The sequence below is a fragment of the Kiloniella majae genome (assembly GCF_002118315.1).
Classification (GTDB): Bacteria; Pseudomonadota; Alphaproteobacteria; order Kiloniellales; family Kiloniellaceae; genus Kiloniella; species Kiloniella majae.
In genome coordinates, this window is sequence record NZ_MTSZ01000001.1 from 547728 (window position 1) to 560662 (window position 12935).

13 protein-coding genes are annotated in these 12935 nt (G+C 45.4%); 4 read left to right on the top strand and 9 right to left on the bottom strand.

Annotated features, from left to right (window positions below; all coding sequences use genetic code 11):
* Positions 1 to 237: 237 nt before the first annotated feature.
* A complete protein-coding gene (locus tag BKB51_RS02605) occupies positions 238 to 2208 on the top strand; it encodes a methyl-accepting chemotaxis protein (protein WP_085899534.1) in 1971 nt (656 codons plus the stop codon).
* 113 nt (positions 2209 to 2321) lie between these two features.
* Here BKB51_RS02605 and BKB51_RS02610 read toward each other — a convergent pair whose 3' ends face one another.
* The 3 genes from BKB51_RS02610 to BKB51_RS02620 form a co-directional block, all read right to left on the bottom strand.
* Positions 2322 to 3416, bottom strand: a complete 1095-nt coding sequence (locus BKB51_RS02610) for a hypothetical protein (protein WP_085899535.1) — start codon at positions 3414 to 3416, stop codon at positions 2322 to 2324.
* Positions 3401 to 4540: an ABC transporter permease gene (locus BKB51_RS02615; protein WP_085899536.1), complete on the bottom strand. Its 1140-nt coding sequence runs from the start codon at positions 4538 to 4540 to the stop codon at positions 3401 to 3403. The genes BKB51_RS02610 and BKB51_RS02615 overlap by 16 nt, the downstream gene beginning before the upstream one ends.
* Before the next feature lie 341 nt (positions 4541 to 4881).
* Positions 4882 to 5469: a hypothetical protein gene (locus BKB51_RS02620; protein ID WP_085899537.1), complete on the bottom strand. Its 588-nt coding sequence runs from the start codon at positions 5467 to 5469 to the stop codon at positions 4882 to 4884.
* Between the two features lie 175 nt (positions 5470 to 5644).
* Between BKB51_RS02620 and BKB51_RS02625 the strand changes: the two genes are divergently transcribed.
* A complete protein-coding gene (locus BKB51_RS02625; protein ID WP_125911767.1) occupies positions 5645 to 6214 on the top strand; it encodes a hypothetical protein in 570 nt (189 codons plus the stop codon).
* Positions 6215 to 6217: 3 nt separating this feature from the next.
* Here BKB51_RS02625 and BKB51_RS02630 read toward each other — a convergent pair whose 3' ends face one another.
* Positions 6218 to 7081, bottom strand: a complete 864-nt coding sequence (locus BKB51_RS02630) for a LysR family transcriptional regulator (protein ID WP_085899539.1) — start codon at positions 7079 to 7081, stop codon at positions 6218 to 6220.
* A gap of 176 nt (positions 7082 to 7257) precedes the next feature.
* Between BKB51_RS02630 and BKB51_RS02635 the strand changes: the two genes are divergently transcribed.
* Positions 7258 to 8025: a class II aldolase/adducin family protein gene (locus tag BKB51_RS02635; RefSeq protein ID WP_085899540.1), complete on the top strand. Its 768-nt coding sequence runs from the start codon at positions 7258 to 7260 to the stop codon at positions 8023 to 8025.
* Between the two features lie 70 nt (positions 8026 to 8095).
* Here the strand turns inward: BKB51_RS02635 and BKB51_RS02640 are convergent, their stop codons facing one another.
* The 5 genes from BKB51_RS02640 to BKB51_RS02660 all read right to left on the bottom strand — a co-directional run bounded on the left by BKB51_RS02640 (position 8096) and on the right by BKB51_RS02660 (position 12237).
* Complete coding sequence (locus BKB51_RS02640; RefSeq protein ID WP_085899541.1) at positions 8096 to 8542, bottom strand: methyltransferase family protein; 447 nt, start codon at positions 8540 to 8542, stop codon at positions 8096 to 8098.
* A gap of 130 nt (positions 8543 to 8672) precedes the next feature.
* Positions 8673 to 9248 carry a Crp/Fnr family transcriptional regulator gene (locus BKB51_RS02645; RefSeq protein WP_085899542.1) on the bottom strand — a complete coding sequence of 192 codons (576 nt, stop codon included), beginning with the start codon at positions 9246 to 9248 and terminating at the stop codon, positions 8673 to 8675.
* Positions 9249 to 9360: 112 nt separating this feature from the next.
* Positions 9361 to 10224, bottom strand: coding sequence for a substrate-binding periplasmic protein (locus BKB51_RS02650; protein ID WP_085899543.1), 864 nt, complete (start codon positions 10222 to 10224; stop codon positions 9361 to 9363).
* Between the two features lie 114 nt (positions 10225 to 10338).
* Positions 10339 to 11220, bottom strand: coding sequence for a hypothetical protein (locus tag BKB51_RS02655; RefSeq protein ID WP_125911768.1), 882 nt, complete (start codon positions 11218 to 11220; stop codon positions 10339 to 10341).
* Between the two features lie 126 nt (positions 11221 to 11346).
* Entirely contained in the window at positions 11347 to 12237 is an 891-nt protein-coding gene (locus BKB51_RS02660; protein WP_085899545.1) for an AraC family transcriptional regulator, read from the bottom strand.
* Between the two features lie 183 nt (positions 12238 to 12420).
* Here BKB51_RS02660 and BKB51_RS02665 point away from each other — a divergent pair, with 183 nt between their 5' ends.
* Positions 12421 to 12873 (top strand): VOC family protein, encoded by a 453-nt coding sequence (locus BKB51_RS02665; RefSeq protein WP_085899546.1) that lies wholly within the window; start codon positions 12421 to 12423, stop codon positions 12871 to 12873.
* The last annotated feature ends 62 nt before the right edge of the window (positions 12874 to 12935 follow it).

The following is a 12935-nucleotide window of genomic DNA, read 5'->3' on the forward strand; positions in this document are numbered from 1 at the left end:
CCCGCGCCCAAGCTCAGGAAACAAGCCAGAGCAACAAGCCATCAAAACAAATTTTGCAACCTCTGTTTGTTAATATTTTTTTCACGCAAAAATCATACAATCGTATGTGAATGAGACACCGTGGTGTTTATGTAACGTACCCGGCTCATATTATTTATCACCATAAACATATGAAATACATCCGGACTATTTTTGCCGAAAAATCTTTCGGGATTAAATCCGGGTGAAGGAGACACCATGAAGCTAAGTTTTTTTACAAACCTTGGCATACGATTTCAGATTTTGGCGATTTGCCTTTTCTCTCTGTTGGGTTTTATCGCAGTTGGCGGTGTTTATCTGATCAGTAACCAGGTTCAAAAAGGCTATCTGCACACACAGGACGAGGCACGTCACGTCCTTGAACTGGAAGAACGAATTGACAAAAATCTTCTTAATGCTCGTCGCCGGGAAAAGGATTTCTTGTTGCGACAGGATGAAAAATATGTCGGGCAACACGCGGAAACTATGGCGAAAATTAACCAGTCCCTCAGCGAACTGGAAGAACATGCCCAAACCCCTGAAGTTGCAGGCTATGCCAAAGAACTTAAAGGACTGTCCGCCACTTATGAAAAACAGTTTGCGACTGTCGTTCGCGATACAAAAATCATTGGTCTGAATGAAAAAGAAGGCCTGCAAGGTAAACTCCGTGGTGCGGTTCACAATGTTGAAGAACGCTTAAAATCCATAGAAAACGATAAGCTTACTGTTTTAATGCTGATGATGCGTCGTCATGAGAAGGATTTTCTCTTACGTCTTGACCCCAAATACATCGGCAGGATCGGGGACCGTATTGGCGAATTTAAAACCGCTATGAAAACAGAAGGTCTGGCAGCTGGTGATGAGAAAGAAATTACAGATCTTCTCGGCACTTATCAGGCTGCATTTAATGAACTGGCTGCCTTGAAACTGTCTCTTGAAGAGGATCAAAAAAAGCTCAGCACCGTCTATGCCGAGGGTGTACCCGCCCTACACGCCCTGGAGAAAGTATCAACTAGCGATTATGAAAATGCCAAACAACAGACCTTATCCAATGGTGAGAAAACAACCATCGTCATGGCTGCGGTTATTTTGATCACTGCGATAATAGTGTTTGTGATTGGCTGGTGGATCAGCAATCTTCTATCCCGCCCGATCCAGGGTTTGACATCGGTTATGGAAGACCTGACAAACGGGAACCGAGATGTTCACGTCCCCAATACCGAAGCAACAAACGAATTGGGGCAAATGGCAAACTCCGTCCTCTTTTTCAAAGATCAGCTTGTTGAAAATGAGCGTCTTAATCGCGAACAACAAACCGCACAGCAAGAGCAGCTGGAAAAAGCCAAGACAATGCGCGAACTGATTGCCAGCTTTGACACCGAGGTAACAAACGTCATCGCCCATGTGGATAAAGCCATTGACACCATGGCACAAACAGCACCATCCATGCGTCAAGCCGCGAGTGAGGTGAAAGGCAAATGTGACGTGTCTGCCCAGTCTGCAACGCGAGCAACCGAGAACGTGCAAACTGTCGCAACAGCTTCGGAAGAACTGTCAGCATCCATCAAGGAAATTGGCCGACAGGTTGAACAGTCCACAGCAGTCACACAGGAAGCTGTACAACAGGCTGACAGCACCCGCGGGATCATGTCGGAACTGGCAGAATCAACCACAAAAATTGGTGAGGTCGTTGGCCTGATTACTGATATCGCAGAACAAACCAATCTGCTTGCACTAAACGCAACTATTGAAGCGGCCCGTGCAGGTGAAGCGGGCAAAGGTTTTGCCGTGGTTGCCAGCGAAGTGAAAAACCTGTCCAACCAGACATCAAAAGCCACCGACGAGATCGCGCTTCAGATCAATGGTGTTCAAGCCGCTTCCATGCAAGCAGCAGAGGCCATCACCAACATCACCACGACGATCCAGCGTGTTCATGAAATTGCTTCGGCCATCGCCGCTGCTGTTCAGGAACAGGCCGCTGCAACGTCGGAAATTGCGCGTTCTGTGGAAGAAACCGCAGGCATTGCCCAATCCATGCGTCAGGATCTGACAGAGACATCAGACACGGCACAAAGCACGGAGCAGGCTGCAGGTAATCTTTTGACGACTGCAGATGATTTGACCAGTCAGTCCAATGTTCTCAGCAGTTCAATTCAGACGTTCCTGGGAAGCATTCGTTCCGCCGGATAACTTGTTTTATCAAAACAGGTGATGTAACGACAAACAGGTCAGTTCAAATAGAGCTGACCTGTTTTTCTATTCTACCTTCACTGCTCTACCTTCACTGGCAGATACTCAATACTTTACTGCAGCCCAATCGCCTGAACTTTGGCATCAAACCAGGTGGGATAGTCATCAATCAACTGGCCCGGTTTTAGCTTTTCCTGTTGAGCCAAAGCCTCTTCATAAATACGCGTACGTTCAGCATGATAATAGGCACGCCGCACCGGACTAATATAACGATCCGGCACGCCCTTGTTCAGCTTGTCATAAAGCTTTTGCACACCCGCGGGAATTGCCGTGATATTCCGGTTGATATCAACCCGTGTCACAGCCAGCGCCTGACGAATTTTCTCCCCCGGTAGCCCCGTTATACGCTCCAGAGAGTCCAGCTGTGCCTGAATGGTTCGCACCATCAACTCCCCCCGCCAATCCACACGCTTTTGCAACAGATCATCAAAATAGGCAACAGTGCTCATGCGCGCAGATACAAGCCACGAATTCTCGAGCACAAGTTCGTTTTCCTCCCCTGCCTTACCAACAACAGCACGGGCTTCTTCCGATGACAGGTAAGTCCTGTTATTAAGGCCCGGCCCTTCATAGCGGGTTAACAGCTTGTCCCAGCTAACTTGTTCAGGAACAGTAATGCTCCAGCTTTTTTCACCCGGTTTATTCGGGATACCAAGATCCATTACCAAGCCGTAATGTCGCCCCGACGTATCACCTTTCTCACGCAAGATCAGTTTTAGCTTCACATCATAGAGTGCCAGTTGCGACCAGCTTTCTTCGGAAAGTTCGCTCAAACGTGCCCGTCCACCCGGGGCTGGCGGCAAAGGCAAATAGGCGTTTGAATGAATGTTCCAAACAATTTGGCCTTCTGTAATAGCGTGGGGGCCACCATTCTCTATCTGCCAGCGAAAGCTATAATCAATGCCGGGTAAAAAGATCTTTGGCTTTTGATCACTTGGACTCTTGGCAGTGTTTTCACCCATCATCTGCTTATTAAAAGACAGGAACTGATGATCCCCCTCACCGCGCCCGGAAACATCCGCATAAGCGGCAATATTCCCCTGCCCACTGGCATAGATCATGCTGATCACAAAGGCAGAGATCACGATCTTTTTGATAAAGGCCCATTTTGAGGGTTTCGCTTTTCCAAGCTTTAATTTTCCAACCATGCATCAACCTCCTTCACAAAAAGGTTCACGCGCTGTAATCGACTGTAATTCAATTCATTCGGCTGTAGCTGAACCGCTCCGGTCTTAAGCGGGAGCTGACTTTCCTCCGCCAGCAGAAAATACCCTTCGATCAGGTAATTCGCCGCAATTGGCACGACCGTTTTTTCATTTTCAACAAAGTCACGAACCTGCGGAATGTGATGGGCACCATAACTCAATAAGGCAAAGGCCACTCCGCCATAAAGCGCATAGCGGAAACGATACCGACTAAAAATAGAGACGATAAAAACAGCCAGCAAAACGATGCCAGAGAGAATAGCGAGATTGATCCATTCTCCCCACGCCATCGCCGGAGTTAACAAAGGCGAGACCAGCGCCAGCGCAGGCAGAGTAATATAGACAGCCAGCACAATCAGGCCACTGACAAAGCCTAAGAAACCGCCTCTGGATCTTTTATCAACATCACTATCCCAAACATAGGGTGATGGATCTCTATCTTCCCTGTCCAAGCGACTATCCTGATCATAATCGTCCCTTGTCTTTTCTCGATTGACCTTGCGATCAAGGGGAGAGAAATCATCCAAATCAATCCCTCCGCGTTCCATACCAATATCGGCACTGTTGGCCCGACCTGTATCTGTTTTTCCAGCTTGCGCTTCCGAAGAACGCGGGCGGGTCAGTTTTTCTAACAAAGGCTGCTCAGCAAAAAGGGGTTTCTCCTCTAGCAAAAAGACATCTTCATCCTGATCCTCATTGTCTGACAGATAGCTGTCCAGTGAAGCTTCGGCAACCTCCTCCTCCTGTACGTTTTCTTCCTTATCAAGGGCAACATCTTCTTTTTGCTCATCCTTCTCTGATCTATCTTCTTCAGACAGGTCATTAGAAATATCATCTTTACCAACAGAAGAAGGGGATGATTTTTCGGAAAGAATACGCCGAACAGCTTCATCAAAATTTGCTGTTTCAATCAAAAGGGATCGCTCGTCCAGGGCGGGATCTTTTTTAGTAAGGCTGGTCACAAAGCTTTGCCGTGCCTGAAGCAGATAATCAACCAGATCATCTGTTTCCATGTCATGTAATGACGGCAGCCCCTCTTTTAAAACTCTGACTTTTTCTTCTGGCAACCTCAACTCCGGCCTGATTTGCACACTTTTTCACAAACACGACAACGCCCCGTTTTCAAATATCTCAACCAGCCCCCTAGCCTTTATCTCCGGCACCTATCCCCATAAGTTCCGATTGCTAGCGATCAGTTACAGAGATATTCACCCCACCTGTCATCTGCTGTTTGTACCATCTGGGTCGTATCTTACCCCTGTTCTTGCAAAAAGGGAGATCTTTTTCGTGATTAATTCTCTCAATTTCTGATTTCTTCTTTTTACGTCAGTATCTTGGCTTGGCGTTCTATCAGACCAGTACCTAATCTGTAGGTAAATTATCACACAGTTACTTATTCGGCGGTTATTTATTTAAGCGGCACGTCACGCGTGCTATCCAGACAGCGCTTTTCAAAACTGTCTGCTTTATAGGGCATAACCAACTCAGGCTTATCTTCGGCATAAATTACCTCCAGATGATCATGGGGAAAGGCTTCCCAATAGCTCTTTTGACCAATCTGCTTGGCAAAGCTTGTCTCTATCGCCTCTCCCTGATGCTCATAGCGCAGCAACACATAAAACCCGCGACCCATGCGAGATTTTGTGCCCATAACCTTGGCCTTTGCCACCTGTCCACGGCTATAGACATGGGCCATGCTTCCAATCATTTCAATCAGGGTCCACCAGATATAAAGCGCAATCAACGACCCAAAAAAGACAGGAACAGTCAGATCAGGATTAAAAGAAATCCCGTCCGCAGGATTAAAGATAACAGCCCCCATGACCCATAAAATTACCAGCGCAATCACAAGCGCCAACAGGCTGTAAAACAGATAGCGCGCGAGATAATAAGAAACGGCCCCCGATCTAATATGCCCGGCGGCTTTCAAGTCACGATAAAAGGGCCAAAAATCCCGCGCCCCGATTTTCAGGAAAAATTCAAATAAAGCTGTCATGAAGAATCTTAGTTGGTGAGAATACAAAACTGCCCACAGTGTGCCTGTCTCCAGCCTCTAAAGCAAAACTTTAAAGCATTGCAAAAATTACGCAATCATAGATTGAATTTTATTTTGGAAAAATGTTTATATAAAAATATTGACCTTCCTAGAACCAAAGAATCGAATTAACGACATGTATAAAAATTCAAAGTATGAGCTAGAAAAATCTCCACTAACTATGACAATTGCATTGATAGGATTAATCATTGCGGTGACAGGGTTAATTATTGCCCTCGTCGGAAGCCCTTTTGCAAAAGGAGGCTATTTTAACCCAATCCTACCTAGCATTGATATAACAGAAGAATATATCCAACCAAACGACACAGAGATTAAAGGTAAATATAAAAGTATTGTAACACTAGAAAACATTGGAGATACGGCAGCAATTATAGAATCTGAAGTTATCCTTTTAAATCGCCATCAAAATAAGATTTTAAATTTATCAGAAGATAATATCTCTGAAAAAAAAGTCGAGTTCCAAAAAAAGTCAAAAAAAAGCTTCATTTTAACATCAAATGAAATACCTGTTTATTTGATCTTTTGTTATCAAGCCACAGCCGTAAATAGTGGTGCTAAAATCAAAGCAAGTAGTGCTTACTACCTAAAAAGCTCCCCCACAACAATAGATAGTATTGAAACTTATTACATAGCAGGCCGTGCTAAGTTTAAAGCACTACGCGAAGAGTGTATAAGCACAATTTAATTTTTATTCGAACTCTTCTTCCAGCCATTCGATAAAGGCACGGCTGGAGGGTGTCTGGCTATGGCGAGCCGGTTGCATCAGGTAGTAGGCTTCCTGCATCGGGGCTTCATGGGCAAAGGGTTTAACCAGTCGCCCCTGCGCGATCAGATCCTGAACCAGTACATCATGCCCCATGGCAAGGCCCGCTCCATGTACGGCGGCATTGATGGAGATACTGTAGGTTGAGGCAAGGTTGACTGATTGGCTTTCGGGCAAAGCCTTTCCCTGATCACCAAGCCAGCCATTCCAGGAACAGGTAATACCGCTACAATCAAACAGCCGATCTTTGTGCCAATCAGCATTTTCAGCAACTCCCGGAGAACAGACGGGATAATAATTGCCTTGGGATAACAACTTTGCATCTGTATCCCGCGCTACATCCCGCCCAAAACGAATAAGAAGCGACGCAGAGGGTTCTGTTGAATTGGTCCAGAGTTCCGGCACCACGTTTAACGTCAACCAGGGATAGCGATTAAAAAGGCTATTCATCCTTGGGGTCAGCCAAAAGACCGAAAAAGACATGTTGCACTGTAGGGTCAACCGCCGCCCCCTGTCTCCGCCCGTTAAGGAAAGTGTTCCGCTTTGCAGACGTTCAAAAGCATCCTGAATAATCGGTAGATAGCTCTCTCCGGCTTCGGTGAGTAACAGAACCCTTGGTTGGCGCACAAAAAGCGGCAACCCCAACGACTGTTCCAAGCTCTTGATCTGTTGAGAGACCGCAGATTGCGTCATGTTCAATTCACGCGCCGCCCCGGTAAAAGATAGATGCCGGGCCGAGGCTTCAAAAGCGCGTAACCAGTTCAAAGGGGGAAGATTTTGACCGTTCATGTCTTTACCGTCAGCTATGTTACAAATCCAGATTTAGAGAAATATCTTTAACCATAAGAAATCCATAAGTTTGACTAATGACAGTACTCTCTTTTTCTCGTTTGTAAATATTCAGGGCTGCAAGCAAGCTGTTCGTCAAGATGAAGGGTTATTATAAAGCGTCAGGAAACGAGAACATGCAGAATATTCATAGCAACGGGCCGTCCAACATAACTGACGCCAAAGAATGGGCACTTCGTGTCGATCTCGCGGCGGCTTTTCGCTTGGCAGTTCATTTTGACTGGCATGAGTCCGTGGGAAATCATTTCTCGGCGGCGGTGTCTGCTGACGGTAAAAAGTTTCTCTTAAATCCCAAGTGGAAGCACTTTTCAGATATCAGGGCCAGTGATCTCTTGCTTCTAGATGCCGATGATCCCGAAGTTATGAACGGGCCTGATGCGCCCGATCCGACAGCATGGTGTATTCATGGTGCCGTGCATGCCGCAGTTCCCAATGCCCGCGTTCTGCTGCACTGTCACCCAACCTATGCCACGGTACTGGCAACGCTTAAAGACCCGACCATTAAACCTATCGATCAGAATACTGCCCGCTTTTTCAATCGCATTGCCATCGATCTCAATTTTGAGGGCCTTGCAGATGAAGCCAAAGAAGGCCAGCGTATCGCCCGTGCCTTTGGCAACCAGTCCGTCATGATGATGGGTAATCACGGTGTATCTGTCGCTGCAGATACTGTTGCCGAAGCTTTCGAAGATCTCTACTTCCTTGAACGCGCGGCGAAAACATTGGTCCTAGCCTATTCTACTGGACAGGATCTAAACATCATGAGCGACGACATCGCAGAAAAAACCGCCCGCAGCTGGGAAGATTTCAGCGACGCCTCCTTTGCCCACTTTGACCACTTGAAGTCCATGCTGGATAAAACAGATCCGTCTTATCGGGAATAAGGAATATCGCTGGAACTTCATTTCTAGCTAAACTGGATAGGTTCTCAGTTAGATCCCGTAGATTCTAGAGCTAAATCCAGCGGCGCACTTTTTGGCAATAGGCATCGTACTCAGCCCCGAATTTTTGCCGCATGGCCTTTTCCTCGAAGGCAATATACCAACGATCTGTGATCAACAGAAACACAACCGCCAAAGCCAATGAACTATAGGCACCGCCCATAAGAAACGCGAGCGCAAACAAAGATGTAACGAACCCCAGATACATCGGATTTCGCGACCATTTAAAAACCCCTTCGGTAACCAGTAAATCCGGTTCGCCAAAAGTCATGATGTTTGTTCCCTTTTTCCGAAACAGCCGACTGCCGGAAAAGGCCAATATCAAGCCCGCAATAACAACAGGAAGTGTCAGCAGATGATAATTCTCTGGTACGTGATGCGGAGATCCTTGCAACCAACAGCTCACAGCCATAAGGATGACAAATAATAAAAACAGGATAGGTGGCAGAAGTTTTTTCATTTCATCACTCCGGTCAGAGAAATTTACTCAGCGAGACTTTTACGAGTAGCTCTAGGAGTGATCTATGTAGATGATATGTCTGCATCGCGCCTTAACATATGTTAAGAGCCTCAATACAAAATGAAAATTGCTATATAAGTCCCATCTCTTTGCGAATGCGGGACAGACTGACATCTGTAATCCCCAAATACATCGCAACATGTCGCAAGGGAACAAGGCTGCTCTCTGTCCCAAATTCAGCAAGAAACGCCTCATACCTCTCTCGTGCAGAAAGCATTAAAAACGCAGCTTCCCGACGCTCTTTTTTCAACGCAAGATTTTCATAGACCCGACGTAGAAACAAAGCCCAGTTGTTGTTGGTTTCCGAAAGTTCAATTAAGTCGCCATATTTTATCGCTGCTGTTTCACAGGATGTTATGGTCTGGGTATAAAAAGGACTGGTGTCACCACTCACCACTGTAGAAATACTTGCAAAAGCCCCACCCGCTTTGACCAGAGATTTGTTTCTCTCGCGGCCTTCTCTATCAACATAAAAATAGCGGCCAATTCCCCGGGTCAGGAAATGAATTTCCTCTGGCTTGTCATCTGCAGAAAAAATAATCTCGCCTGCCTTATAGGATCGAAACTGAAACAGGGGTTTTGCGCTTTCCCATTCACCGGAAGTTACTGGCGCGAGTTTCTGAATGATCTGTAATAGCTTGCACATAAATATTGTATAGAACTGACCTGTGTCAGATACAATTTTAATCTTTGATAATTCTAGTGTTTGATAATCTCAGCAGCAGACAATCTGAATTTTTGCCGCCTTAAGTAGCACCTCAAGACGTCTCATCATCGGTCAGGCGCTTCATGTAGCGATCATAGGCACCGCTTTCACGGAATTCTTTCAGGCCTTTGTTAAAGCGGGCCATGAGTTCTGCGCTGTTTTCCAGTGCTTTTGGAAAGAGAACATAACTCAAGTTATTGAGAATTGCTTTGGGATGATGTGTTATCCGGGCACGCTCCTCGGCAGAGAAGTGGTTCATAAGGGCAAAATACCCGACTGACTTTTCCTGGGGATAGATCTGGATACGGTCCGTCAGCAGTTTATGAAAATTTACTTCATCGCTTGGCCCACGATCCATAACCAACATGCCGTCTGCGACAGCTGCATCCAGTTCCGGACCATAGCTGTATTTAATCCCTCCCCCAAGGCGATACACCTTGAGGTCATTTATATTTTCCCAATCAAAATCCAGATCTTTGCGATGAAAAAAGACGAACTGTTCTTTGAGGATGGGATCACTGAAAAGGAACTCTTGCTCACGTTCTTGTTTATGCATCCAGACGCCCATGGCCTGAAATCCGCCTAAAGAAGTTTCGTGGTAACCTCGCCCCCATGGTAAAAAGGTAAGCTCTGCTTCGATACCTTGCGAGGCAAAGATCTCAACGATCATTTCCGCAACAACGCCCTTACCTTCCAGTTCCTGTGTCAGGAAAGGCGGCCATTCACCTATGGTAACGGTAACTTTCTCTGAAACCTTTTCCGAATTTGTATTGAGAACCTTGTTTTCAGTAGCCAATGTCGCACTTGGCAGAAACAGGTTAAGAGCCAGACAGGAAAAGAAAACAAGCAAAGTTACCTGAGCGAAAATCCGGCCCAAACAATCAGAGCGTAAAGTTTTTAACGCACTTTCTGTCATACCCACCAACCCCTTTCACATGCCTGCCCATCACAACAAGATAGGGCAAGTGTCAAAAGATTTTTTCCTCATACTACCAGATTATGCCAATCAGTGTTATCAATTTTTCCGGAGCTAATGCGTGCCATTTTGCGACGCGAAGTAAAAATACTTCTTATAGTCCGGCACAATGTGCGCCAGATTGGGGTTGGGAATTGACAAGATTTTCCGATGAAGCAGACCAACCTGGTCAATACTGCTTTTATATTCTGCTTCCCAAAGCTTTACTAAAGAACCGTCATCATAAGCCCGAACCAATCCGGTCATGATGCGTCCTGCCTGTGCTTCATTGCCCCGTGTCGTATAGAAAAACTTTGGAAAGGGGTAATAGAGAATAAGCCCTTCATCGTAGGACAGGTTTTCAATGTGCTTGTTGGTTCTCCATTCATTGAGAAATTCGTTAATTCCCCGGGGAAAGAGATCTACCCGATTATTCGCAACCATCTGGAACATCCCGTGATAATCACTGGCTTCTGCAACCTGAAATCCCGCGTTCTTGAGAATTTCACTGTCGCTCCAGCCAAGCCCCTGAACCATCCGGAATTTTTTCAAATCCTCAAGCGACGATACGGACCGAAGCCTCTTTTTGGTTTCTTCTGATGTAAAAAACACCCGATAGCCCAGAATACCCAAATCAATCGGAAAAGGCACAGGGACCAAGTTTTCCAGACGTTTTGGTGTGACCGCATTGGCCACAAAATAGTTTTCGTAGAGACCTGTTTCCACTTCCCACATCGCACGTTTGGTGTTCGATCCCATACGTGATTTCACGAGGGTAAAATCCCCGTAGTCTTCACGGGTTTTTTCCAACGCCAGTTCCAAAAGTTTTTGTTGATAGTCATAGCGGTGGTCATTGGGGGTTTCCGGTCCCCGTGCCGTAAAAACTGTCTGCGCAGAAACACTGCTCACCCATCCTATAAAGAACGTATAGACAAGAATTGTAATAAAAGACCGCATATAAACTCTTCTAAAGCCAACAGGCCTCAAATCCGGACCAATACAGATCAGTACACCTGTGCCAAACAGATCAATTGAATAAACAAAACACACAAAAACCTTAGGGTTGATAGTGTAAATAAAGACTTAAACTATTTCGCTCGGAGACTGATTAAATAATCGCTTGAATTCACGGCTAAACTGGCTTGGGCTATTATATCCCACTGCATAAGAAGCATCCCCTATCGAAGTTCCAGACAATATCAATCTACGCGCTTTATGCAGTCGAAAATTCTGAATAAATTGTAATGGGGTCATTGTCGTCGCTTCTTTGAATTTCGTATAAAGCGACGAGGCCGACATCCCGGCAAGTGCGGATAATGTTTCTATCGTGATAGTCTTGTTATAATTGTTTTCAATATAATGCACCAAGGGCGCTATCTTATGGGCATAAATATCCTGTGCAACACAGTTACGTAACAACTGCCCTCGTGGTCCGCGCAGGATCTCGTAATAGAGTTCATATATAATCACTGGTGACAAGATTTTGGCTGCAACGGGATCATCCAATGTTTCCAGTAATCGTAAGACAACAGCGTTTAACCCCGGCGTCATCGGGGACGACAGCGAGATATCCAGATTATTGGCAGTATCCCTAGAACATTTTCTTTCTGCTCCATCTCCATCCATTTCGGCAACAAGCTTGCTCGCCAGGCTCTGATCAATATCTATTTGGATCGCCAAAAACGGTTCTTCAACACTAAGATCATAGGCATCGGATTCAATTGGAAGTGAGACTGAATTAATCAAATAATTTTCAGGATTATAGTCATTGAATTTATCCTGATTGCCAATTCCCCCATAGTACATCCGTTTTCGCCCCTGTACCACGATACAAATACAAGGCCCGTACATATAAGGTCGTCTGCGAAAGCTCTCTTCATGGCGATAAAGTTTTATCAACGGAACTAACGTAAGGTTTTCACCTTCCATTGGCGCTAATCTATTCACAATATCAAGCAAAATGTCGTGGCTCAAACTACATCACCTACCGTAAGAAACATCATCATAGGATTATGACTGGATACACTCAAAAAATATATACGCTTGCTATTATTTTGGAGAATTAGGCAAGTAATACACGAGATCGATATAACGGCGCCTCATCATTACTGATTATAGTTTCTTCACAATATTTACAAACTATAGCAGGAACATGAAATGCCTTTTAAATCGACAACTCTCCCCAATAAGTCCAGTCCCTTTTCCTCTCTCAAGGCAGATCATTTAGCACTTCGCGTTCCGGATTTTGATGCTGCACAAACATGGTTGTGTGAAAAGCTGGACTTTAGAGTTCTTCATCAATGGCCCTTAGGAGATCTGAAACTTGCTTATTTGGCCCCAGCAGTTGACGATCATTTTCTCATCGAACTCATTGGCGGTGATTTGAGCTTTCCAAAACAAAAACATAATGATCTTGGGGCAAGTCTTAACGAAGGCGGAAGCCATCACATCTGCTTTGCGGTGAAAAACCTGAAAGAAACACTGCAAGAGTTAAAATCACGTGGTGTTACGATTATTGCAGAGCCGTTCTTCGTCGAAGATATAAAGAGACAACTCGCCTTTTTCACAGATCCCTGGAACAATCTCTACGAACTATCGCAAGAAATTTAAGATCAAAATAATTCGTGAATATAAGTAAGGCTTTGTTACGCAACAAAGCCTTACAGTTAAAC